The sequence below is a fragment of the Cereibacter azotoformans genome (assembly GCF_021391315.1).
In the GTDB taxonomy this organism is placed as follows: Bacteria; Pseudomonadota; Alphaproteobacteria; order Rhodobacterales; family Rhodobacteraceae; genus Cereibacter_A; species Cereibacter_A azotoformans.
The window spans coordinates 215,957-239,591 of record NZ_CP090021.1 but is presented as its reverse complement, the minus strand read 5'-3'; the positions used below and the strand labels follow the sequence as shown (position 1 = coordinate 239,591).

The following is a 23,635-nucleotide window of genomic DNA, read 5'->3' as shown; positions in this document are numbered from 1 at the left end:
GTCAGGCCCGATCCATATGCGCGGCGCGGAACACTCCGGGCAGCAGATCGGCGACCGTGGTCCGCAGGCTCTGGCCGTCGGTGGTGCAGAGCGTGACAGGCACCTCGGGCGCGGCGAATTCGGCGATCTTCTGGCGGCAGCCGCCGCAGGGGGGCACAGGGTCAGGGCTGTCGGCGATCACGACCATCTCGGCGATCCGCGTCTCGCCCGCGGCCACCATGGCGGCGATGGCGCCGGCCTCGGCGCAGGTGCCCTCGGGGTAGGCCACATTCTCGACATTGCAGCCCGCATGGACGGTGCCCGAGGCCGTGCGCAGCGCCGCCCCGACCTTGAAGCGGGAATAGGGGGCATAGGCGTTCTCGCGGACCGCCGTGGCGGCTTCGAGCAGGGACATGAGGTCCTCCATTTCAGTTGCGCCGACTTTGGGGCGTGGGCGACCCGGATGCAAGCGGAGGCCTTGGCCGTTCGGCGGAGGAGGACCGGCTCCCAGCAGGCCGCTTCGCGGTTGCGCGACGCGGCAGATGGTTTAGTGCTGAACCATCGGCAAGGGAGGCGAGGAATGGACGAGGCTCGGCAGGACAACGCGCGCCATGCGGCGCTGGATTACCACGAGTTCCCGCAACCGGGAAAACTCGAGATCCGGGCGACGAAGCCGCTGGCCAACGGCCGCGACCTTGCCCGCGCCTACTCGCCGGGCGTGGCCGAGGCCTGCCTCGAGATCAAGGCCGACCCGTCCACGGCCAGCCGCTACACCGCGCGCGGGAACATGGTGGGGGTGGTGACGAACGGCACCGCCGTCCTCGGGCTGGGCAACATCGGGGCGCTGGCCGCCAAGCCCGTGATGGAGGGCAAGGCCGTCCTGTTCAAGAAATTCGCCGGCATCGACTGTTTCGACATCGAACTGGCCGAGCCCGACCCGGTGAAGCTGGCCGAGATCGTCTGCGCGCTCGAGCCCACCTTCGGCGCCATCAACCTTGAAGACATCAAGGCGCCCGACTGTTTCGTGGTGGAAAAGATCTGCCGCGAGCGGATGAACATTCCCGTCTTCCACGACGACCAGCACGGCACGGCCATCGTGGTGGGTGCGGCCGCAACCAACGCGCTGCATGTGGCGGGCAAGCGGTTCGAGGACATCAAGGTGGTCTCGACCGGCGGCGGCGCGGCCGGCATCGCCTGCCTCAACATGCTGCTGAAGCTGGGGGTGAAACGCGAGAACGTCTGGCTCTGCGACATCGCGGGCCTCGTCTGGAAGGGCCGCGAGGCCGAGATGACGCCGCAAAAGGCCGAATATGCGCAGGACAGCGATCTGCGCACGCTGGCCGAGGTGATCGAGGGCGCCGACCTCTTCCTCGGCCTGTCCGGACCGGGCGTTCTGACGCCGGCGATGGTCGAGCGGATGGCCGAGCGGCCGATCGTCTTTGCGCTGGCGAACCCGACGCCCGAGATCCTGCCCGACGAGGTGCGCTCGGTTCGCCCGAACGCGATCATCGCCACGGGCCGCTCGGACTATCCCAACCAGGTCAACAACGTCCTCTGCTTCCCCTTCATCTTCCGCGGCGCGCTCGACGTGGGGGCCACCACGATCAACGACGAGATGCAGCTGGCCTGCATCGAGGGGATCGCGAGCCTCGCGCGCGCCACCACCAGCGCCGAGGCCGCCGCCGCCTACAAGGGCGAGCCCATGAGCTTCGGCGCCGACTACCTGATTCCGAAGCCGTTCGATCCGCGGCTGATCGGGGTCGTGGCCCTCGCCGTCGCGCGCGCCGCCATGGAAAGCGGCGTCGCCAGCCGCCCGATCGCGGACCTCGCGGCCTACCGACGCAAGCTCGACGGCTCGGTCTTCCGCTCGGCGCTGATCATGCGCCCGGTCTTCGAGGCCTCGGCCGCCGAATCGCGCCGCATCGTCTTTGCCGAGGGCGAGGACGAGCGCGTGCTGCGCGCCGCGAACGCGGTGCTGGAAGAGACCGTCCACAAGCCCGTCCTGATCGGCCGCCCCGACGTGGTCGAGATGCGCTGCGAACGCGCCGGCCTGCCGATCCGGCCGGGCCGCGACTTCGACCTCGTGAACCCCGAGAACGACCCGCGTTACCGCGACTACTGGGAGAGCTACCACGCGCTGATGGCGCGCAAGGGCGTGACCCCCGACACCGCCCGCGCCGTCATGCGCACGAACACCACCGCCATCGGCGCCATCATGGTCCAGCGGGGCGAGGCCGACAGCCTGATCTGCGGCACCTACGGGCAATATCTGTGGCACCTGAACTATGTCACCCAGATCCTCGCCCACCATGGCCGCCGGCCGATCGGGGCCCTGTCGCTGATGATCCTCGAGGACGGGCCGCTGTTCATCGCCGACACGCATGTCCACCACGAGCCCACGCCGGACGAGATCGCCGAGACGGTGCTGGGCGCCGCACGCCATGTCCGCCGCTTCGGCCTCGCGCCCAAGGTCGCGCTCTGCTCTTCGTCGCAGTTCGGCAACCTCGACTGCTCGACCGGCCGCCGCATGCGCTCCGCGCTGGAGATTCTCGACCAGCGCCGGCCGGACTTCGCCTATGAGGGCGAGATGCACATCGACGCCGCGCTGGATCAGGGCATCCGTGACCGGATCTTCCCCGGAGGACGCTTCGAAGGACCGGCAAACGTGCTCGTCTTCGGCAATTCCGACGCCGCGTCCGGCGTGCGCAACATTCTCAAGGTGAAAGCGAACGGACTCGAGGTCGGCCCGATCCTGATGGGCATGGGCAACCTGGCCCATATCGTGACCGCTTCGATCACGGCGCGCGGATTGCTGAACATGTCGGCTCTCGCGGGAACTCCGGTCACGCACTACGGCTGATTTTTTCTCACCCCGACAAGATGTGCCAGCGTCCTGCGGCCGATGGTAGCGCAAAACGTGACCAAAGGCCGCGGGACCCCTCTCGAAACATCCTTGAAACAATCTTGCGTCGGAGCGCAACCCGACATAACAGAACATGCGCGCCGAGGGGAGGGTATACGATGGCATACGCAAGTCTCTACAAGTGGTCTCTCGAAGATCCCAACGGCTTCTGGATGAAGGCGGCCGAACAGATCGACTGGATGAGCCCGCCCTCGAAGGCGCTGTTCGACGAGAAAGAGCCCTTCTACGAGTGGTTTTCCGACGGCATGGTCAACACCTGCTGGAACGCGGTCGATCGCCATGTCGAGGCCGGTCGCGGCAAGCAGATCGCGATCATGCACGAAAGCCCGATCACCCATTCCTCGAAGGGCATCACCTATGCCGAGCTGCAGCAGCGCGTGGCCTCGCTGGCCGGTGCGCTGCGCGCCAAGGGGGTCGAGAAGGGTGATCGCGTCATCATCTACATGCCGATGATCCCCGAGGCGCTGGAGGCGATGCTGGCCTGCGCCCGCCTTGGCGCGATCCATTCGGTGGTGTTCGGCGGCTTTGCCGCGCACGAGCTGGCCGTCCGCATCGACGACTGCAAGCCCAAGGCCATCATCGCGGCCTCCTGCGGTCTCGAACCGAGCCGCGTGGTCCATTACAAGCCGCTCCTCGACCAGGCGATCGAGGAGGCTACCCACAAGCCCGACTTCTGCGTGATCTTCCAGCGCGAACAGGAAGTGGCCAAGCTGATCGACGGCCGCGACGTCGCCTGGCATACGTTCCAGTATGGGGTGGAGCCCGCAGAATGCGTGCCGGTCGAGGGCAACCACCCGGCCTACATCCTTTATACCTCGGGCACGACCGGCCAGCCGAAGGGCGTGGTGCGGGCGACCGGCGGCCACCTCGTCGCGCTGAACTGGACGATGAAGGCGATCTACGACATCGACGCGGGCGACGTCTTCTGGGCGGCCTCGGACGTGGGCTGGGTCGTGGGCCACAGCTACATCTGCTACGGGCCGCTGATCGCGGGCGCCACCACCATCGTCTATGAGGGCAAGCCCGTCGGCACCCCCGACGCGGGCGCCTTCTGGCGGGTGATGCAGAACCACAAGGTCAAGACCTTCTTCACCGCCCCCACCGCGCTGCGCGCCATCAAGCGCGAGGATCCGCAGGGCGAACTGATCAAGGATTACAACCTGCGCAACCTCAAGGTGCTCTTCCTTGCGGGCGAGCGCGCGGACCCCGACACGATCGTCTGGGCGCAGAAGAACGTGGGCGTGCCGGTGATCGACCACTGGTGGCAGACCGAAAGCGGCTGGGCGATCGCGGCGAACCCGATGGGGATCCAGCCGCTGCCGGTCAAGGTCGGCAGCCCGTCGGTGCCGATGCCGGGTTATGACGTTCGCGTGCTGGACGAGGGCGGCCACCAGCTTCCGCCCGGCCAGCTCGGCGCCATCGCGATCAAGCTTCCGCTGCCCCCCGGCACTCTGCCGGGCCTGTGGAACGCGCAGGATCGCTTTGTCAAAAGCTACCTTACCCACTTCCCCGGCTACTATGAGACCGGCGACGCAGGCTACCTCGACGAGGACGGCTACGTCTATATCATGGCCCGCACCGACGACGTGATCAACGTCGCAGGCCACCGCCTCTCGACCGGCGCGATGGAAGAGGTGCTTTCCTCGCACAACGATGTGGCGGAATGCGCCGTCATCGGCGTCTCGGACGAGCTGAAGGGCCAGGCGCCGCTCGGGTTCCTCTGCCTGAACAAGGGCTCGAACCGCTCGCCGGAGGATGTGGTCAAGGAATGCATCAAGCTCGTGCGCGAGCAGATCGGCCCGGTTGCCGACTTCAAGCGCGCCTGTGTGGTGGACCGGCTGCCCAAGACGCGCTCGGGCAAGATCCTGCGCGGCACCATGGTCAAGATCGCCGACGGGCAGGAGTTCAAGATGCCCGCCACGATCGACGATCCGATGATCCTGGACGAGATCCGCGAGGCCCTGCGGACCGTCGGCTATCCGCGCGCCTGAGCCGCCGGACTTGCGCCGCAGCCCATGCTGCGGCGCAAGTCAGCACAACCGAAGGCTGAAGGGCCCACTGGACTTTGGCACCCCAGCAGGTAACCTGCGGGCCACATGCTGCCCCGAAAAGACCCATGCCAATGACGGCCCCTCAGGATGCTCTCACCGCCGGCTCGGACGACGCGGCGACTCGCGGACGTCCCGCAGCGGATGTCGTGGCCACCCTCGCGGAGGCGATGGAGCGGCTTGCCGAACTGGAACAGCTCATCGGACCGGGGCCGACGGCGGCGTTGCGACAGACGCTCTCGCGGCTGCGTGCGCAGATCCGGGTGGATGAACCCGCATCCGAGGCCCGCTCCTCCGAGGCGGTGGATGAGGTCCGGTTCCGCCGTCTGCTCGAGATCGCGGGCCCCGACACGGCGGACGAGCTGGTCCACCGCCTCCACCTCGACCTCAAGAGCACGCGCGAGCGGCTCGACGAGGCGATGGCCGCGGCCGACTGGATGGAGATCCGCGCCCAGACCCATGTGCTCGTGAGCCTTGCAGGCACGGTCGGCGCGGCGGATCTGCAGCGCCTGTCGGAAGAGCTGAACGCGGCGGCCCATCTGCGCGACCGGACCCAGGCCGTCGGCCTCAAGACCGAGCTGTTGATGCGTCTCGACGGTCTCCTCGCCTTCGTGGCCAGACAGCGGGATGGTTCATGAGCCCCGCTGCCCGTCCGGTCGGCACGGACAGCCGCGCCCGCGGAGGGGCGCCCGCCGAAGCGGGGCGCCCCCGGCCGATCCTGCTGATCGAGGACACGCCGTCCCTGCAGATGGTCTATCGCTCGGTCCTCGCCTCGGCCGGGCACCGGGTCGCCGTGGCCGGGACGGCGGCCGAGGGCCTGACCCGCTTCGGCGAGGTGCTGCCCAATGTGGTCCTGCTCGACCTGATGCTGCCGGACCGCGACGGGCTGGACCTCATGCAGGACATGCTCCGGCTGCGCCCCGAGACGAACGTGATCGTGATCACCGCGAACGGCTCGATCAACAAGGCGGTCGAGGCCATGCGGGCCGGCGCGCACGAGTTTCTGGTCAAGCCCTTTGACGAGCAGCGGTTTCTCGGCGCGGTCGAGAATGCCTCCATCGCGCGCGAAACCCGCCAGCTGCGCCGCCCCCTGCCCGAGCCGAACGCGCCTCCGCCGCCGACGAGCGCCTTCCTCGGCTCCTCCGAAACGATGGCCCGGATCCATGCCAAGATCCGGTCTGCGGCGCGGTCGATGGCGACCGTCTTCATCACCGGCGAGAGTGGCACGGGCAAGGAACTCTGCGCCCTCGCCGTGCACGACACCTCGCCCCGCGCCTCGGGTCCGTTCATCGCCCTCAACTGCGGCGCGATCCCGCAGGACCTGCTCGAATCCGAGGTCTTCGGCCATGTGAAGGGCAGCTTCACCGGCGCGATCGCGGACAAGCCCGGCGCCGCGGCGGCGGCCGACGGCGGGACGCTCTTTCTCGACGAAATCTGCGAGATGGCGCCCGCGCTGCAGACCAAGCTCCTGCGGTTCCTGCAGACCTCGATGGTCCAGCCGGTCGGCGCCACCCGGCCGCGCAAGGTCAATGTGCGCATCGTCTGCGCCACCAACCGCGATCCGCTCGATGCGGTGCGTCGCGGCCAGTTCCGGGAGGATCTGTATTACCGGCTGTTCGTCGTTCCGATCCACATGCCCCCGCTGCGCGAGCGCGGCAACGATGTGATCGAGATCGCCGAGGCCGCCCTTGCCCGCTTCGCCGCCGAAGAGGGCCGCGAGTTCTTCGGCCTCGACGCCGAGGTGACGGCGCTGTTCCGGCGCCACCCGTGGCCGGGCAACGTGCGGCAGGTGCTGAACGTGATCCGCAACATCGTCGTGCTCAATGACGGCGGCCTCGTGACGATGCGGATGCTGCCCGACGCCTTCACGGACCATCTCGAACTGCCGCAAGAAGAGCCGCCCACCCCCGCAGCGCCGACCGATGAGCTGACGGCCGACAGCCTGATCGGACGGACGCTCGCCGAGATCGAGCAGATCGTGATCGAAGCCACCATCGCGCGGCACGGAGGCTCGGTTCCCAAGGCGGCTCGGGTTCTCGACGTGTCGCCCTCGACGCTCTACCGCAAGCGCGACGCCTGGAAGAGCTGATCCCGCCCGTGTGGCGCATCGAACGCCGGTTCGGGCGTCAACGGCACGATTCGGTGCGGGTTTATGTGATCGTGACTGTAGTAGTAATGCTGCAGAATGTGATCGAAATGCACCGTCTGAGCCACTCCCGGCCATTGCCACAGCTCGCGCAGCCACGCCCACAGGTTCGGATACTGGACGATCTGGCGGCGGTTGCACTTGAAGTGGGTGTGATAGACCTTGTCGAACCGCACCAGCGTGGTGAAAAGCCGCCAGTCGGCTTCGGTGATGCGGTCGCCCACCAGATAGCGCCGGCCCGCCAGCCGATCCTCGAGCCAGTCCAGCGTCTGGAACAGGGCGGTGGCAGCCTCGTCGTAAGCCTCCTGCGAGGTCGCGAACCCCGCGCGATAGACGCCGTTGTTGACGGTCGCGTAGATGCGCTCGTTGAGCCGGTCGATCTCGTGCAGATGCTCGGCCGGCAGGAAGTCCGCGTCATTGCCGGTCAGATGGTCGAAGGCCGAATTGAACATGCGGATGATCTCGGCCGATTCGTTGTTCACGATCGTCTCACGCTCGCGATCCCACAGCACGGGCACCGTGACGCGCGCCGACAGGCCCGGATCGGCCCTCAGATAGACGTCGCGCAGGAACGCCTGGCCATGAAGCCGATCCCCCGTCGCACCGGCAAAGGAGGCGTCGAAGGTCCAGCCATCCTCCAGCATGTGCGGATGCACGACCGACACCTCGATCAGCGGCTCAAGCCCCTTGAGGCTGCGAAAGATCATCGTGCGATGCGCCCAGGGGCAGGCGTGCGAGACATAGAGATGGTAGCGACCCGGCTGGGCGGCAAATCCGGCCTCTCCGGAAGGGCCGGCCTCGCCGTCCGCCGTGATCCAGTTCCGAAATTGCGCCCGGCTGCGCACGAACCGCCCGCCGCTCGAGCTGGTGTCGTACCAGTTCGGGTGCCAGACACCCTCGATCAGTTCACCCATGAGATCCTCCTTCCCCCCAGCTAGCGCGAAGAGCTTGAGGGCAAGGGCTAAAAGAAGATGTCGTCCAACTCGACCTCGGATCCTTCGGGCGCTTCGGCGAGAGGTTGCGCCTCGACCGGCGCGGGATCGGCCACCGGATCGGCAGGGGCTTCTGCCTGAGCCCCGCTGCCGCCGGCGCATGTGGCGGCCGCCACGATGGCATCATGGATGCGGCGTTCGTCGGGCACCGTGTAGCGGCCCCGCACCGATGCCAGCAGCGTCCCGGCGGCCGAGCCGGGTTCGAGCGTGATCGCGCTGCCCTGCAACATCATGCGCCGCCGCACCATCTGCTCGCGGAAGACCTGCAGACTGGTCAGGTTGCGCCTGTAGCCGCTCATGAGGCCAGCCGCGGTCTCGAGGCTGGCGGTCAGGATGCGGCCCGCCTTGCCGAAGGCGTGCCCCGTCTCATCATGCGCCTCGTTCGCTTCCCGCAGGATCTCGCGGATGGCCCGCGCCCCATGGGCCACCCGTTGCATCTCCTGCTCCAGCCCCGAGACCGCCTCGGTTCCGATGGCCGACGCCCGCTCCTGCGTCAGTTCCAGCCGGCCATGGAGCCGCGTGAACACGGCCGCGGACACCTGGGTGAGATCACGAAGCTGGCGCGAAATCTCCTGAAGCGCGCGCCCCTCCTGGCCAAGCTTTGCGCAGACGATCACCGCGTTCAGACCGAAGAGACGCACGAGATCCTCGATCCGGCGCATCCGCTCCTCATGATGGCGGATCTTCTCCAGGTGCGCGGCGACGCGGGCGGCATGTCCGGCCAGCAAACGAAGGTGCTCGGTGCAACGCGCCAGCCCCACCTCCACCGCTTCGGCACGCCCGACCATCGCGTGCAGGGCACCGCCGCCGCGCTGCGCCTCGCCGAGGTAGAGCCCGCGGGCAACGGCGATGGCCGCGTCGGCGTTGCCCTGCACATCCAGGAAATTGCGGGTGGCGTCGTCGAGGTCCCCGGTCAGGCCGCGGACGGTCGCATCCGTCTGGCCCACCCCGATCTCGAGCAGCAGGGCCTGAAGAGCCGGCTGCCCTTCGGCCTGCTCCAGCGAATCCGAGGTGAGATCCCGGATATGCTCGAAGCGTTGCCGGGCGCTGTCGCCCGCCTGCAGCGCGAGAATGAGGTGCGAGACGCCGGTGAAGATCCCTTCCATCCGCCGCGCCAGCGCCAGATTGCCGTCGGCAATGCGCTGCTGGTCGGACTGCACCTCGGCCGCGGAGGCCCCGATGGCGGCCAGATTGGGCAGCACGAGTTCGCGCAGGGTCTGCGACAGATGCGCCGCCTCTCCGTCCATCGCATCGGTGGCGGCCGCGATCTCGTTCATGGCCTCATCCACCTCGGCCACCAGATCGGCGGCCTCGGCGGCCATGCGCGTCAGCCCGCCCGTGAAGGCCTCGACCCGCTGGCGGCTGCTCGTCAGCATGTTGCCGATGATCCGCGCCTGCAGCTTCACGATCGAGATGGCACGGATTGTGGCCATCAGATCGGTCACTTCCGAACGCATGGCCGACACGGCAGACCGCAGCGCGCGGGAGGCCTCTTCGGAGCGCGAGAACTCCTGCGCCAGTGCGGTGATCTGGGCCCCGGTGTCGGCCGTCAGGGCGGCGAACTGGGCGTTGCGGGCAGGTCCGAGCGCCGCATCAAGCCGCACGAAATCCGCGCGCAGCCCGTTCAGCTGACCCACGGCCATGGAGAGCGTCTCGCCGGCACGCAGGAAGGTCTGCTCGGTGCTGAGCAGCACGAAATCGAGAGGATGGGCCGGTTGGGCGGTACGAGCATTTTCCCGCAGGCTCGCTTCGTATTTCACCGGACCATCCTTTCTGCAAATCTGCGTCCGAACTCGGTGATGCGGACCGCGATCCTGTCGAGCGGCTCAACCTTCTGGATGCCGCCATGGGCCACGGCCTCGCGCGGCATCCCATAGACGACGCAGGTCTCTTCATTCTGGGCAATGGTCTCGGCGCCGGCCGCACGCATCTCGGCCATGCAGCGCGCGCCGTCATCGCCCATCCCCGTCATGATGATGCCAAGGGCATTGGCGCCGGCCTCCTGTGCGGCCGAACGGAACAGGACATCGACCGAGGGGCGGTGCCGGCAGACATAGGCGCCGTCGAGCACGGAGACGCGGTAGCCCTGGTTTCGGCGCCGGAGCAGCAGATGCCTGTCCCCCTGTGCAATGATCGCCCGTCCGGGCAGGACCTGCATCTCGTCCTCGGCCTCGAGCACCTCGATGGCACACAGGGAATTGAGGCGTCGCGCGAAGGCGGCGGTGAAGCCCCTCGGCATGTGCTGCACGATGACGATCGGCGGCGCCGAGGCTGGAAGGGCGGTCAGAACGTCCCGCAGCGCCTCGGTGCCGCCGGTCGAGGCGCCGATGCAGACCACGGGCATCGTGTCGGGCACCGACCGGGGCGGACGCGCGGGCAGGATTTCATCCGCCGTCAGCTTGGGTCCGGGGGCCAGGGGACGGGGCTCGGGCTGCGAGCGTCGGCGCTCTGTCTCGGAAGACGCCCGGATGGCGTCGCAGATGCGGATCGAGGCCTCCTGCCGTTCCAGGTCATTGCGGGCCGCGGGCTTCGAGATCACTTCCCGGGCCCCGAGTTCGAGCGCGGCCACCATCGCGTCCGAGCCCGCGCCCACATGGCTTGAGCAGACGACCACGGGGATCGGGTGCTGCTGCATGATCTTTCGCAGGAAGGTGAGGCCGTCCATGCCCGGAAGTTCCAGATCGAGCAGGATCACATCGGGCAGTTCGGTCCGCATGGCTCGGGCGGCAGCATAGGCATCGGGAACGGCGGCCATGACCTTAAGCGCCGGATCGCTCTCGACGATCACCTTGAACATGGCCCTTGCCGCTGCGGAATCGTCCACGATCAGGACGCGGGTCGGGGTAGAGGGGGCTGCCGCGCGAAGAGCCATGATCAGGTCTTTCGGAAGATGGAGGGGGAATGCTGTGTCAGATGCGGATGGCTCACCACCATGGATTCGGAATGGCCCACCATCAGGTAGCCGCCGGGCCGGAGGTGGCTCACCATCCGTGAAACCACCGCGGCCTGATCCTCTGCGCCGAAATAGATGAGAACGTTCCTCAGGAAGATGACATCAACATCCCGATCCACGGAGTAGGTCTGATCCATCAGGTTCAGATGCATGAACTGCACCCGGTCGCGGAGTTCGGGAACAATGCGCGCGGTTCCCGCGTGCGTGGGCGCGCGCGCTTTCATCGTGTAGCGCGCGCGCAACTCGGACGGCACGGGGGCCAGCTGCTCGGTCGAGTAGATGGCGCGCTGCGCTCTTTCGAGCATGCGCCGAGAGATGTCGGTTCCCAGGATGGCGTAGGAGAAGCGCTGCCCCGCCCGCTGCGCTTCGGCAAGGACGATGGCCGTGGTGTAGGCCTCTGCCCCTTCGGAACTTGCCGCACTCCAGATCTTGAGGCGGGGGGCATGCGGGGCCGTCCGCCGGATGGCTTCCGGGACGATCTCGCGCACAAGCACATCGAAATGGACCGACTCCCGGTAGAAGTCGGTCTTGTTCGTGGTCAGCAGATCGATGACCAGCGGCAGCTCTTCCTCGAGAAGACCGTCGTCGAAGAGGCGGGAGAGGTAGTTGTCGAACCCGCTTGCCCCCACGGCCGAGATCCGCGGCCGGAGCCGCGACTCGATCATCTGGCGGCGATGGACCGGCAACTGGATGCCGGTCCGGCTGCGGATCAGGTCCGAGAAGCGCTGGTCATGCGGGCAGCGGAGCATCTGGTTCATCAGACGAGACCCTGACGCGCCTCGGCAAACACCGTCAGCCGCGAAGGATCCATGAGCCGGTCGATGTCGAGCAAGGTGACGAAGGCGCCGTTGCGCTTGCCGATGCCCAGGACCGCCGTGTCGGTCCAGTTCAGCATGTCGGCGCTGCTCATGTGCTGCATCCGGCCTTCATCGAGCGTTGTGACTTCAATGACCCGCTCGGTCTTGATGCCGACGACATGACGCTCTTCCGCCCCGCCGATCCAGGTGACCAGGATCCGGCTGTGGCCCGTGTCCTCCGTCGGAGGAAGGCCAAGGAGGCTGCGCAGGTCCACGACAGGAACTCCGGCCCCGCGAACGTCGCAGAGCCCGAGCAGATGTGCCGGCGCGTTCGGGAGCGGCGCGATGGGGCGCAGGTCCAGGATCTCCTGAACCCGCTCGACGGGCAGAGCGTAGAGCATCTGCCCGGCTGCGAACGTCACCACCGAAGGGGCCTCGGCAGAGGTCACCTCTTCACGCGGCGCCAGTGCGGAGAAATCCGTCATCGTGTTCATTCTCATTCTCCAAAGCCAAGTTCGCAAACGCGCAGTCCGGTTCGCCCGCGCCCAGGTGATCGTGTGGTGCCGGCACCCGGCCGCCTGATGCGGCCCGCCGCAGCCTCAGGCAGCGGCCGTTCCGGAAGCGGAAGCCAGAGAGGCGAAGATGTTCGACAGATTTGGCAACAGCAGCAGCCCCTTCTTCGTGCGGAAGACGCCTTGGACGAAGGCGTGCGGCCAGCTGCTCCCCTTGGGGGGCAGCGCCTCCATCGTCGCACGATCCAGCTCGGTCACTTCAAGCACCGCATCGGCCGAGATCGCGACGATCATCGGCTCGTCCGCCAGTTCGACCTCAACAACCAGCATCTTGCTTGCGTCGGTCCGTGGCTCTTCCGGGATGCCGAAGGCGAAGCGCAGCTCGGCCAGGGGCACGACAGCCCCCCGGACGTTGATCACCCCCGACACCGAGCGGTCGGCCGTCGGCACGCGCGTCACCGGCAGCGGATCAAGGATCTCGCGCAGCGCCGAAGCGGGAATCGCCAGCATCTGACGCCCGAGCCGCATGGTGACGACCGTCATCAGGGCCGCCGGTTTCAGTTCGACGATGTTGGTCATGCCGCCACTCCCCTGCGATCCTCGACGCCCTGGCCCACGCCGGCCAGATGCGGCACATCAAGGATCAATGCCACGGTGCCATCGCCCAGGATCGTGGCGCCCGAGAAGGCCCGGACGCCCGAATGGAGGCGAGACATCTGCTTGATCACGATCTGGTTCGTCCCGATGATCCGATCGACGACCGCCCCGGCGCGTGTCTCGCCCGCGCGAACGATGACAACGGTCTGGAACTCGCCCGGCGCGCCGGGACTGGAGAACATCCTGCGGAGACGGACGAGCGGCACCAGGCGGTCCCGCACGTCGAGGAAGTCCGAGCTGCCATCCTCTTCGATCCGGTCGGCCGGAAGCTCGACGATCTCCTGCACGGCGGCGAGAGGGATCGAGAACCGCTCTCCCGCCACTTCAACCAAAAGACCCTCGATGATGGCGAGCGTCAACGGCAGGCGCAGGGTAAAGGTGGTTCCCCGGCCTTCGACCGATTGCACCTCGATCGAGCCGCGCAGGCCCTCGATCGTCTTCTTCACCACATCCATGCCAACACCGCGGCCGGAGATCTCGGTGATCGATTCGGCCGTCGAGAAGCCCGGTTCGAGGATGAGAGCGTTCATCGCACTTTCGGTCAGGATCGTGTCGGCGCCGATGAGGCCGTTCGCGATCGCCTTGGCCCGTATCCGGTCGCGGTTGAGCCCGCGTCCATCGTCACTTATGCGGATCACGACTTCGGCGCCGGAATATTCGGCCTCGAGCATGATCCGGCCCTCGGCCGGCTTGCCCGCGGCGGCGCGGTCGGCGGGCGACTCAAGTCCGTGATCGACCGAATTGCGCAGCATGTGCACGATGGGATCGGCAAGCTGTTCGATGACCGTCTTGTCGAGTTCGGTCTCCTCGCCCCGGACGATGAAGCTCACCGGCTTGCCGATGGTTTCGGACAGGCCGTGGATCAGGCGGCGGAAGCGGCCGATCATCGAGCGGACCGGCACCATGCGGATCCGCATGGTCGTGTCGCGCAAGCCGGCTGCGAGGCGGCTGATCTCTTCCGCGGCCGCCATCAGCGCCGGGTCACGGCTTTGCTGGGCCAACTGCAGCAGCCGGGCATCGGCGATCACGAGTTCGCCCACACGGTCCATCAGGTGATCCAGACGCTCGGCGGCCACGCGCATCGTCGCGCCGCCCTTGTCAGCCTGCGGCCCCTCTTCCGACGGCTTCCGCGCGGGCGCAGAGACCGGCTCTGCCACGGGCACAGGATCCGACGCCGCTACGGGCACTCGATCCACAGCCGCCTGGGGCGCCTCGAGCCGCAGGTCCACATCGTTGAACAGGAACACATTGTCGATCGCGTCCCGCGTGATGCCGTTCGGAAAGTCCATCGACCAGCCGATCATGCAGACTTCAGGATCGAGCGCATCCAGCGCCGGCACCTCGGAGAGGTCGGCGCGGATGTCCGTGGCGCCAAGCTCACGAAGCTCGGCCAGCAGCAGGTCCGGGCGAGCCCCCAGAGCCAGCGCGTTGCCGGTCAGGCGGAACCAGAGGCGATGCGCCTGCCCCGTGGGCGCCGCTTCCGGCAAAGGCGCCGTGCCAACGGCATTGCCGGTGGCGCCCACCGCCGCCTCAAGTGCCGCAAGGATCGCGGCGCGCCGACCGTCCGGGTCGGCCTGTTCCGACAGGAACCCGATGATCTCGTCGCGCGCCTCGAGCGCGAGGCGGATGATGTCGGGCGTCACGGCGGCCTGCCCCGACCTGAGCAGGTCGAAGGCCGATTCGAACGCATGGACGAAGGCCGCCATGTCGGCAAAGCCGAACATCGCACCCGAGCCCTTGATCGTGTGGAGGTCGCGGAACACCGCGTTGATCAGGTCACGATCCCCCGGCTGGTCGCTCAGATCCAGAAGGCCCCGCTCGAGGCTTTCAATGAGATCCGTCGCTTCCTGCCGGAAGACGGCCATCATGTCGTCGTCCATCATCCGAGCACCTTCTTGATGACGGCGAGCAGCTGCGGCTGGGTGAATGGCTTGACCATCCACCCCATCGCCCCTGCCTCGCGGGCCTGTTGCTTGAGAGTGTCGGCGGAATCCGTGGACAAAAAGATAATGGGTTTGCCCTTGCTCTCGGGATGCTGCCGGAAGGCGCGAATGAAGCCGAGCCCGTCGAGGTTCGGCATGTTCTGATCGGTGAGAATGGCGTCCACATGGTGGCTGAGGGCCTTTTCGAGGCCCTCCTTCCCGTCGGCGGCCTCGATCACCTCATAGCCCGCCTCGCGGAGGGTCATGGCAACCATGCACCGAATCGACGGGGAATCATCAACGGCGAGAACGGTCTTGGTCATGCGCCGACCCCGTCCGGCGCGATCCCGAGCGCCTCCAGCTGCGCGGCAAGGGGAGACCCTGCGCACTGCAGCGACAACGTCCTGCCCGTCATGGACGCACTGCGCGCCGCCGAGAGCAGCACCTGCACGACCGCCGCATCCGCCCCGGCAAGCTCCGAGGCATCGACCTCGACGTCGCCCGTGGCGAGGGCTGCCTCGAGCCGCTCGATCAGACCGGGCGCGTCCTGCAGACGCAGGTTCCCGGAGAGCTTCAGTGGGTTCATCCGCTTCTTCCCTTGGTCTCGTCCAGCCCCGGCAGGCCTGCACCTGGGGTCATCGGCTGGAGGCTAGCCAAAGGAACGGCGCAGCACGCCCCGGGTTTATGGCGAAGGCGGCCTGTCTTGAGAAAAGGGGCGCAGCCTTTCGTCTCGAATACATCCGAAAGATGGGCGCCGCCGGGCGAAGATCGCACACGCAGGACAAGGGTTCACGCCACGCACGAACCCCGCCCCGCAAGCGGGGCGTTCAGGAGCGTCAGGAAAGGGCAAGGGGCGACTCGGCTGAGAGGCAGTACGGGCGGGAAAGGCCCCGCCGCAGACTCACCCGCGCCGATCGGGGGGCAGCGGCACCAGCGGCCGCCGCCTCAGATGGTTCACCGTCAGTCCCGGTGCTTCGCCTCGAGCGCGGCGATGCGCGCGGAGAGGGCCTCGTTCTCTTCGCGCGCCTTCTGGGCCATGGCGCGGACAGCATCGAATTCCTCACGGGTCACGAAGTCGCGGTCGGCCAGCCACCGGTCGAGAAGGCTCTTCATCGCCGTCTCGGCCTCGGTCTTGGCGCCCTGCGCCACACCCATGGCGTTGGTCATGAGCTGCGACATGTCGTCGAAGAATTTGTTGCGGGTCTGCATGCGGTTCCCTCCAGCGATCGGCCCTATATGGTCTTGCACCTCCTTGCGCGCAAGGTTGACTTCGCCGCAGCCGCGCCGGACAACCCGGGCCGAAAGGAAAAGCCATGTCCTATATTCCCTTCCCCGACATCTCGCCCGAGATCTTCTCGGTCGAGCTTTTCGGAGCGACCTTCGCGCTCCGCTGGTATGCGCTGGCCTATATCGCGGGCCTGCTGATCGGCTGGCGGCTGGTGCTGCGCATGATCCGGTCGGACCGGCTCTGGACCTTCGGCGCCCCCATGACCGAGGACCAGCTCGAGAGGTTGCTGACCTGGGTGATCCTCGGCGTGATCCTCGGAGGCCGGCTGGGCTTCGTGCTCTTCTACCAGCCGTCCCACTACCTCGCGCATCCGCTGGACGCGCTGAAGGTGTGGGAGGGGGGCATGTCCTTCCACGGCGGCTTCCTCGGCGTGATGGTCGCCGTCATCGCCTTCTGCCTCAGGGAGCGCATTTCCATCCTGCCGGTGGCGGACCTTCTGGCGGCCGCCACGCCGCCGGGCCTGTTCCTCGGGCGGATCGCCAACTTCATCAATGCCGAGCTGTGGGGCCGGCCGACCACCCTGCCCTGGGGCGTGGCCTTCCCCGGAGAGGCCGCGCAGACCTGCCCCGGCATCGAGGGCATCTGCGCCCGCCACCCGTCGCAGCTTTACGAGGCGGCGCTCGAGGGGATCGTGCTGTTCGCGATCCTCGCGATCCTCATCTGGCGGCGCGGCTGGCTGCGCTGGCCCGGTGCCGTGACCGGCGCCTTCCTCGCCGGCTACGGCTGCGCACGCTTCCTCGTCGAGTTCGTGCGCCAGCCCGACGCGCAGTTCGTGACGCCCGGCAATCCGCTCGGCCTTGCGTGGGAAATCGGCGGCTACGGCCTCACGATGGGGCAGATCCTGTCGCTGCCCATGATCCTCCTGGGCCTCTACTTCATGCTCCGCGCACGGCGGACCGCGTGACGGCGCTGGCCGGCATCCTCGCACGACGGATCGGCGCCACGGGGCCGATCACGGTGGCCGACTACATGGCGGAGTGCCTGCTCCATCCCGAGCACGGCTACTATTCCACGCGCGAGCCCTTTGGCGCGGCCGGCGATTTCACCACGGCGCCGGAAATCAGCCAGATGTTCGGGGAACTGCTGGGCCTCTGCCTCGCGCAGGCCTGGCTCGACCAGGGGGCGCCGGCCCGCTTCACGCTGGCCGAACTGGGGCCGGGGCGCGGAACGCTGATGGCGGACGTTCTGCGCGCCACGCGCGGCGTTCCGGGCTTTCACGCGGCCGCGCAGGTGCGGCTGGTCGAAGCCTCGCCCCGGCTTCGCAACCTCCAGCGCCAGAGGCTTGGGAACCATCCGGCCGAGTGGCTCGATCGGGCGGCGGACCTGCCCGAGGCGCCCCTCTTCCTTCTGGCCAATGAGTTCTTCGATGCGCTGCCGATCCGCCAGTTCGTGCGCGGGCCCTCCGGGTGGCACGAACGGATGATCGGCCTTGACGGCGGCCGCCCCGCCTTCGGCCTTGGTCCCGAAACCGGCCTTGCAAGCCTCGAGCATCGGCTGAAGGACACGCAGCCCGGCGAGATCGTCGAGCTTTGCCCGGCGGCGGGCCCCATCATGGCAGAGATCGCCCGGCGCATCGACGGCCACGGAGGGCTGGCGCTGGTGGTGGATTATGGCGGGTGGCGGTCGCTCGGGGACACGCTGCAGGCCCTTCGCTCTCATCAATTCGACGATCCGCTGGCCGCGCCCGGCGAAGCGGACCTGACGGCCCATGTGGATTTCGAGGCCCTGGCCACGGCGGCCCGCCCCTGCGCGACCGCCTTCACGACGCAGGGCGCGCTGCTGCTGCGCCTCGGCCTAGCCGAACGCGCCGAGCGGCTCGCCCGCGCCCTCGAGGGAGAGACGCTTGCCAGTCACCGCGCCGCATCTCACCGCTTGACCGACGCTGCCGAAATGGGAACGCTCTTCAAGGCGCTGGCGGTGTTTCCGCCGCAAGGACCGGCGCCCGCAGGATTTGACGCATGATGGAACTGATTACGGCCGACGCTCTCGCCCCCCTCCGCCACGGGTTCTTCACCCGGAAGGGAGGGGCCTCGTCGGGCATCTTCTCGGGCCTGAACTGCGGCCCCGGCTCGAGCGATCTGGCAGAGGTCGTCACCATCAACCGCGCCCGCGTGGCCGAGGCGATGGGAGTGCCTGCGGATCATCTCGTCACGGTGAACCAGGTTCACTCGCCGGACGTGCTGCATGTGACGGGCCCGGTGGCGGACCGGCCGCGGGCGGATGCGCTGGTGACGGCGACGCCGGGCCTCGCCATCGCGGTGCTGACGGCCGACTGCCAGCCGGTGCTGATGGCCGATGCCGAAGCGGGCGTCATCGCCGCCGCGCATGCCGGCTGGCGCGGCACCCGGGCCGGGGTGCTCGAGGCAACGGTCGCCGCGATGGAGGGGCTTGGCGCCCGGCGCGACCGGATCGCGGCCGTGATCGGCCCGACCATCAGCCAGCGCGCCTACGAGGTCGGCCCCGAGTTCGTCGAGGAATTCATGGATGAGGACCCGGACTCAGCCCGGTTCTTTGCGCAAGGGACGGCGGACCGGGCCCTGTTCGACCTGCCGGCCTTCGGGCTCGCGCGGCTGCGCGCGGCGGGGGTGGGACACGCCGAATGGACGCGGCACTGCACCTATCACGATGCCGAGCGGTTCTTTTCCTACCGTCGCACGACCCATGCCGGCGAAGCCGACTACGGGCGGCTGATCTCGGCCATCCGGCTCTGAGCGCCGCGGGCCCGGCGGGATGCCGGCTCAGGCGCTGCGCTGGAGCCGCGCCTCGAGCACGTCGAAGGGAACCCCCGGCTCGTCCTTGGCGCAGCGGATCACGAGGCTCGTCTTGACCGAAGCCACATTCTCGGCGGCCGTCAGTTCCTGCGTCAGGAAGCTCTGAAAGCTGGGCAGGTCGGGGGCCACGCACTTCAGGATGAAGTCGATCTCGCCGTTCAGCATGTGGCACTCACGCACCAAGGGCCAGGCGCGGCAGCGCGCCTCGAAGGCCGAAAGATCACTCTCGGCCTGGCTGTGCAGCCGCACCATGGCAAAGACCTGAACCTCGAACCCAAGCTCGCGCGGGTCGATGTCCGCGTGATAGCCGCGGATATAGCCCGCCTCCTCCAGCGTGCGGACGCGCCGCAGGCAGGGCGGCGCCGAGATCCCCACGCGCTTGGCAAGCTCGACATTGGTCATTCGGCCGTCGCCCTGCAGCTCCGCCAGAATGTGACGGTCGATGGGGTCCAGTTTCGATCCGGCCATGAAGCTCTCCTTGCTGCCGGGAGATTCTAGAGGCTCCGGCCGCGCTGCGCAATATTGTTTCGCGAACGCATCAAAAACCTTGGCTCCATTGCGGAAAACCGTCGCCGCGCGCAATGCGGGTGCGGGGCGGGGATCCAGGGCCGGCCCCGGCGATGAGGGCTTCCGGCCCGCTGCGGCAGGTCCTATATGAGGCGCCGGGAAAAGACCATGAGGGGCAAGGCATGTCCGAGACGCGGCACACGAGGGTTCTGATCATCGGCTCGGGGCCCGCGGGCTATACGGCGGCCGTCTATTCCGCCCGGGCGATGCTGAACCCGCTGCTGATCCAGGGGCTGCAGCCGGGCGGCCAGCTCACCATCACCACCGAGGTCGAAAACTGGCCGGGCGACCGCGAGGTTCAGGGCCCCGACCTGATGGTGCGGATGGAAGAGCACGCGAAGGCCATGGGGGCCGAGGTGATCTCGGACTACATCGCCTCGCTCGACCTGTCGCAGCGGCCCTTCACGGCCCATGCCGACAGCGGCACGACCTACACGGCCGACGCGGTGATCCTCGCGACCGGCGCGCAGGCGCGCTGGCTGGGCCTGCCCTCCGAGGAGAAGTTCAAGGGCTTCGGCGTCTCGGCCTGCGCCACCTGCGACGGCTTCTTCTACCGAGGCAAGGAAGTCGTGGTGGCCGGCGGCGGCAATTCGGCGGTCGAGGAGGCTTTGTTCCTGACCAACTTCGCCACCAAGGTCACGGTGATCCACCGCCGCGACTCGTTCCGCGCCGAAAAGATCCTGCAGGAGCGGCTGGTCAAGAACCCCAAGATCGAGGTGATCTGGAACCACACGATCGAGGAGGTTCTGGGCACCGAGGCGCCCCTGGGCGTGACCGGCGTGGTCGCGAAGCACGCCCAGACCGGCGAGACGGTCGAGATCCCCTGCGCGGGCTTCTTCGTGGCGATCGGCCACGCCCCGGCCAGCGAGCTGGTCAAGGACCAGCTGGAGCTGCACCACGGCGGCTATGTGAAGGTCGAGCCCGGCACCACCCGCACCTCGATCCCCGGCGTCTTCGCGGCGGGCGACCTGACCGACCATGTCTATCGCCAGGCCGTCACCTCGGCGGGCATGGGATGCATGGCGGCGCTCGATGCGGAACATTTCCTCGCGAGCCAGTAGGTCGCAGGGCACATCGTCCCCCTCCGGCGGCGCCCTCGGACGGGCGTTCGCCGAAGGACTCGCAGGGTGGCATTTTCGCCTTATTGCTCGCGCATCGCGGTATCAGCGCTTGAACCGCTGCAGGGCACGGGCTACTCCCGCCGCGAAACCGGGGTAGCCCCGTGCCACACCTGCAAAGGCCATTCGTGATGTCCCTTCCGAATCATGCTCCCGTTCCAGAACTCTACGTGTCCCACGACTCGGCGCAGAAGCTGAAGGCCGACGCGGGCAATTTGCCCTCGTGGGACCTGACGCAGCGCCAGGTCTGCGACCTCGAGCTGCTGATGAACGGCGGCTTCCATCCGCTGAAGGGCTTCCTGACCGAAGCCGACTACGACGGCGTGGTCGAGAACATGCGGCTTGCCGATGGCCGACTCTGGCCGATGCCGATCACCCTCGACGTCAGCGAGAAGTTCGCGGAAGGCGTGGAGCCGGGCCAGGACATCGCGCTGCGCGACGCCGAGGGCGTGATCCTCGCCATCCTCTCGGTCACCGACAAGTGGGTTCCGAACAAGGACCGCGAGGCCGAGAAGGTCTTCGGCGCCAATGACCTCGCCCACCCGGCGGTGAACTACCTGCACAACACGGCCGGCAAGGTCTATCTCGGCGGGCCGATCACCGGCATCCAGCAGCCCGTCCACTATGACTTCAAGATGCGCCGCGACACGCCGAACGAGCTGCGCGCCTTCTTCCGCAAGATGGGCTGGACCCGCGTCGTGGCCTTCCAGACCCGCAATCCGCTGCACCGCGCCCATCAGGAACTGACCTTCCGCGCCGCCCGCGAGGCGCAGGCCAACCTGCTGATCCATCCGGTCGTCGGCATGACCAAGCCGGGCGACATCGACCATTTCACCCGCGTGCGCTGCTACGAGGCGGTGCTGCACCAGTATCCGGCCTCGACCACCACGCTCAGCCTGCTCAACCTCGCCATGCGCATGGCGGGCCCGCGCGAAGCGATCTGGCACGGTCTGATCCGCCGGAACCACGGCTGCACCCACATGATCGTCGGCCGCGACCATGCCGGGCCCGGCAAGAACAGCCAGGGGCAGGATTTCTACGGCCCCTATGACGCGCAGGAGCTGTTCAAGGCCCATGCGGAAGAGATCGGCATCGAGATGGTCGATTTCAAACAGATGGTCTATGTGCAGGAAAAGGCCCAGTATTACCCGGTGAACGAGGTTCCCGAGGGCTCGACCGTGCTCGACATCTCGGGAACCGAACTGCGCCGCCGCCTGCGCGAAGGGCTGGAGATCCCCGACTGGTTCTCGTTCCCCGACGTGGTGACGGAACTGCGCCGCACCTCGCCCGCGCGCTCCAAGCAGGGCTTCACCGTCTTCTTCACGGGTCTGTCGGGCTCGGGCAAGTCCACGATCGCCAACGCCCTGATGGTCAAGCTGATGGAGATGGGCGGCCGGCCGGTGACGCTCCTTGACGGCGACGTGGTGCGCAAGCACCTCTCTTCGGAACTGGGCTTCTCGAAGGAGCACCGGGACATCAACATCAAGCGCATCGGCTATGTCGCCTCCGAGATCACCAAGAACGGCGGCATCGCGATCTGCGCGCCGATCGCGCCCTACACGGCCACCCGCCGCGCCGTGCGCGAGATGATCGAGGCGTTCGGCGCCTTCATCGAGGTCCATGTCGCAACCCCGATCGAGGAATGCGAGAAGCGCGACCGCAAGGGGCTCTACAAGCTCGCCCGCGAAGGCAAGATCAAGGAGTTCACCGGGATCTCGGACCCCTACGAGACGCCCACGAAAGCCGAACTCGTGGTGGACACCACCAATGTGGACGTGGACCACTGCGCGCATCAGGTGATCCTGAAGCTCGAGCAGATGGGCCTTATCCGGGCCTGAGACCGACATGTGCCAGACATGGGCGCCCGCCGGGTGCCATGTCTGGCGGCTCAGGACAAAGCCCGCCCTCGAACGGGGCGGGCTTTGTCCTGACCATACGCGTGCGAAGGCGAGGGGCCGGCCGTCGATCAGCGGTGGCTTTCAGGGACGACGGCTGAAGGTCTCAACCTCTGGAGGGGCAGGACCGTCGCGGCAGGAAGGGCCGCGTTCTTCGGGACAGGCGCGGCTGTCGGGTTCAAGCCAATGCGTCCATCTTCTGCGCGAGCTTGAGGTCGCGCGCCGTCAGCCCGCCCGCGTCGTGGCTTGTGAGGGTCACCTCGACCAGCCCGTAGGAGTTGCGCCAGTCCGGGTGGTGATTCCACTTCTCGGCCCAGAGGGCTGCACGGGTCATGAAGCCGAAGGCCGCCACGAAATCCGGGAACCTGTAGGTCTTGCAGATCGCCCGCTGATCCGCACTCAGGCTCCAGCCGGCGGCGAGGACCGGGGCGAGGTCAGGCGTCTCAGACATCGGCCGATCCTCGGGCCAGTGCGTCGTCAAGCGCGTTGGCCCGCAGCAAGGCGGGGCGATCCTTCAGCCGGTTCCAGTAGGCGCGGAAGGCCGGCCGGTCCGGGATCGTTCCGAACTCGAGCCCCCAGCCTATCTGCAAACCCACCTGCACGTCAGCCGCGCTGAAGCTCTCGCCCGCAATGAACGGAGAGGCGGATACCGCCTGTTCGAGGGTGGCGATGGTCCGGTCGAAGTCTCCATAGCCCACCATGACCGTCCGCTCCGGTGGGATCTGCAGGCCGAGCGCCCGGTCGAAGACGGCAGCCTCGAACGGACCTGCGGCAAAGAAGAGCCAGCGGTAGTAGGAGGCGCGGTTGGCCGGCAGCAGGCCCGCTTCGGGGAAGGCGTCGGCAAGATAGGCGCAGATCGCGGCGGTCTCGGTGATCACGCGCGGCCCGTGGGTGACGGTCGGGACCTTCCCCATCGGGTTCAGCTCGAGATAGGCGGGGCTGCGCATCGGCGCCCCATAGTCCAGAACCACCGTCTCGTAGGGCTGGCCGATCTCCTCGAGCATCCAGCGCGCGATCCGCCCCCGCGAGCGCGGGTTCGTGTAGAACGTGAGTTTGTCCATGCCTCT

The 23,635-nt window shown here is 67.7% G+C and carries 23 protein-coding genes; 9 read left to right on the top strand and 14 right to left on the bottom strand.

Annotated features, from left to right (window positions below; all coding sequences use genetic code 11):
- Nucleotide 1: 1 nt before the first annotated feature.
- On the bottom strand, nucleotides 2-394 hold the full coding sequence (locus LV780_RS01185) for a cytidine deaminase (protein WP_011907340.1): 393 nt from the start codon (nucleotides 392-394) through the stop codon (nucleotides 2-4).
- Nucleotides 395-559: 165 nt separating this feature from the next.
- Here LV780_RS01185 and LV780_RS01180 point away from each other — a divergent pair, with 165 nt between their 5' ends.
- The 4 genes from LV780_RS01180 (at nucleotide 560) to LV780_RS01165 (ending at nucleotide 7,039) form a co-directional block, all read left to right on the top strand.
- Nucleotides 560-2,839 (top strand): NADP-dependent malic enzyme, encoded by a 2,280-nt coding sequence (locus tag LV780_RS01180; protein ID WP_108220044.1) that lies wholly within the window; start codon nucleotides 560-562, stop codon nucleotides 2,837-2,839.
- Between the two features lie 161 nt (nucleotides 2,840-3,000).
- Nucleotides 3,001-4,893: a propionyl-CoA synthetase gene (locus LV780_RS01175; protein WP_108220043.1), complete on the top strand. Its 1,893-nt coding sequence runs from the start codon at nucleotides 3,001-3,003 to the stop codon at nucleotides 4,891-4,893.
- Nucleotides 4,894-5,018: 125 nt separating this feature from the next.
- Nucleotides 5,019-5,588, top strand: coding sequence for a hypothetical protein (locus tag LV780_RS01170; RefSeq protein ID WP_233863863.1), 570 nt, complete (start codon nucleotides 5,019-5,021; stop codon nucleotides 5,586-5,588).
- Nucleotides 5,585-7,039 carry a sigma-54-dependent transcriptional regulator gene (locus tag LV780_RS01165; RefSeq protein ID WP_108220041.1) on the top strand — a complete coding sequence of 485 codons (1,455 nt, stop codon included), beginning with the start codon at nucleotides 5,585-5,587 and terminating at the stop codon, nucleotides 7,037-7,039. The genes LV780_RS01170 and LV780_RS01165 overlap by 4 nt, the downstream gene beginning before the upstream one ends.
- Here the strand turns inward: LV780_RS01165 and LV780_RS01160 are convergent.
- The 10 genes from LV780_RS01160 to LV780_RS01115 form a co-directional block, all read right to left on the bottom strand.
- Nucleotides 7,009-8,010: a glutathione S-transferase family protein gene (locus tag LV780_RS01160; protein WP_108220040.1), complete on the bottom strand. Its 1,002-nt coding sequence runs from the start codon at nucleotides 8,008-8,010 to the stop codon at nucleotides 7,009-7,011. The genes LV780_RS01165 and LV780_RS01160 overlap by 31 nt on opposite strands.
- 47 nt (nucleotides 8,011-8,057) lie before the next feature.
- A complete protein-coding gene (locus LV780_RS01155; RefSeq protein WP_101340083.1) occupies nucleotides 8,058-9,848 on the bottom strand; it encodes a coiled-coil domain-containing protein in 1,791 nt (596 codons plus the stop codon).
- A complete protein-coding gene (locus LV780_RS01150; protein WP_011907333.1) occupies nucleotides 9,845-10,960 on the bottom strand; it encodes a protein-glutamate methylesterase/protein-glutamine glutaminase in 1,116 nt (371 codons plus the stop codon). Before LV780_RS01150 ends, LV780_RS01155 begins: the two co-directional genes overlap by 4 nt.
- A gap of 2 nt (nucleotides 10,961-10,962) precedes the next feature.
- A complete protein-coding gene (locus LV780_RS01145; RefSeq protein WP_101340085.1) occupies nucleotides 10,963-11,799 on the bottom strand; it encodes a protein-glutamate O-methyltransferase in 837 nt (278 codons plus the stop codon).
- Nucleotides 11,799-12,332, bottom strand: coding sequence for a chemotaxis protein CheW (locus LV780_RS01140; RefSeq protein ID WP_011907331.1), 534 nt, complete (start codon nucleotides 12,330-12,332; stop codon nucleotides 11,799-11,801). Before LV780_RS01140 ends, LV780_RS01145 begins: the two co-directional genes overlap by 1 nt.
- Before the next feature lie 105 nt (nucleotides 12,333-12,437).
- Complete coding sequence (locus LV780_RS01135) at nucleotides 12,438-12,929, bottom strand: chemotaxis protein CheW (RefSeq protein ID WP_011907330.1); 492 nt, start codon at nucleotides 12,927-12,929, stop codon at nucleotides 12,438-12,440.
- A complete protein-coding gene (locus LV780_RS01130) occupies nucleotides 12,926-14,890 on the bottom strand; it encodes a chemotaxis protein CheA (protein ID WP_181318437.1) in 1,965 nt (654 codons plus the stop codon). Before LV780_RS01130 ends, LV780_RS01135 begins: the two co-directional genes overlap by 4 nt.
- A complete protein-coding gene (locus LV780_RS01125; protein ID WP_101340086.1) occupies nucleotides 14,887-15,252 on the bottom strand; it encodes a response regulator in 366 nt (121 codons plus the stop codon). Before LV780_RS01125 ends, LV780_RS01130 begins: the two co-directional genes overlap by 4 nt.
- Entirely contained in the window at nucleotides 15,249-15,515 is a 267-nt protein-coding gene (locus tag LV780_RS01120; protein ID WP_108220039.1) for an STAS domain-containing protein, read from the bottom strand. The genes LV780_RS01125 and LV780_RS01120 overlap by 4 nt, the downstream gene beginning before the upstream one ends.
- Nucleotides 15,516-15,889: 374 nt before the next feature.
- Complete coding sequence (locus LV780_RS01115) at nucleotides 15,890-16,138, bottom strand: accessory factor UbiK family protein (RefSeq protein WP_011907326.1); 249 nt, start codon at nucleotides 16,136-16,138, stop codon at nucleotides 15,890-15,892.
- 104 nt (nucleotides 16,139-16,242) lie between these two features.
- Here LV780_RS01115 and lgt point away from each other — a divergent pair, with 104 nt between their 5' ends.
- From lgt to pgeF, 3 genes are read left to right on the top strand one after another with little or no spacing between them, the layout of a single operon-like run.
- The gene (gene lgt, locus LV780_RS01110) at nucleotides 16,243-17,121 is read left to right on the top strand and encodes a prolipoprotein diacylglyceryl transferase (RefSeq protein WP_011907325.1); all 879 of its coding nucleotides are present in this window, start codon (nucleotides 16,243-16,245) and stop codon (nucleotides 17,119-17,121) included.
- Entirely contained in the window at nucleotides 17,118-18,179 is a 1,062-nt protein-coding gene (locus LV780_RS01105) for a class I SAM-dependent methyltransferase (RefSeq protein WP_108220038.1), read from the top strand. The genes lgt and LV780_RS01105 overlap by 4 nt, the downstream gene beginning before the upstream one ends.
- Nucleotides 18,176-18,928 carry a peptidoglycan editing factor PgeF gene (gene pgeF, locus LV780_RS01100; protein ID WP_108220037.1) on the top strand — a complete coding sequence of 251 codons (753 nt, stop codon included), beginning with the start codon at nucleotides 18,176-18,178 and terminating at the stop codon, nucleotides 18,926-18,928. The genes LV780_RS01105 and pgeF overlap by 4 nt, the downstream gene beginning before the upstream one ends.
- A 27-nt stretch (nucleotides 18,929-18,955) precedes the next feature.
- On the opposite strand, the gene LV780_RS01095 is transcribed toward pgeF, so the two are convergent.
- Nucleotides 18,956-19,456, bottom strand: a complete 501-nt coding sequence (locus LV780_RS01095; protein ID WP_011907322.1) for an Lrp/AsnC family transcriptional regulator — start codon at nucleotides 19,454-19,456, stop codon at nucleotides 18,956-18,958.
- Nucleotides 19,457-19,677: 221 nt separating this feature from the next.
- Here LV780_RS01095 and trxB point away from each other — a divergent pair, with 221 nt between their 5' ends.
- Together trxB and LV780_RS01085 are read left to right on the top strand one after the other, a co-directional pair.
- The gene (gene trxB / locus LV780_RS01090) at nucleotides 19,678-20,616 is read left to right on the top strand and encodes a thioredoxin-disulfide reductase (RefSeq protein ID WP_117344873.1); all 939 of its coding nucleotides are present in this window, start codon (nucleotides 19,678-19,680) and stop codon (nucleotides 20,614-20,616) included.
- 188 nt (nucleotides 20,617-20,804) lie between these two features.
- Entirely contained in the window at nucleotides 20,805-22,511 is a 1,707-nt protein-coding gene (locus tag LV780_RS01085) for a bifunctional sulfate adenylyltransferase/adenylylsulfate kinase (RefSeq protein ID WP_108220036.1), read from the top strand.
- Between the two features lie 235 nt (nucleotides 22,512-22,746).
- On the opposite strand, the gene LV780_RS01080 is transcribed toward LV780_RS01085, so the two are convergent.
- A complete protein-coding gene (locus LV780_RS01080) occupies nucleotides 22,747-23,019 on the bottom strand; it encodes a 4a-hydroxytetrahydrobiopterin dehydratase (protein WP_108220035.1) in 273 nt (90 codons plus the stop codon).
- Nucleotides 23,012-23,629, bottom strand: coding sequence for a glutathione S-transferase family protein (locus LV780_RS01075; protein WP_108220034.1), 618 nt, complete (start codon nucleotides 23,627-23,629; stop codon nucleotides 23,012-23,014). The genes LV780_RS01080 and LV780_RS01075 overlap by 8 nt, the downstream gene beginning before the upstream one ends.
- Nucleotides 23,630-23,635 lie beyond the last annotated feature (6 nt).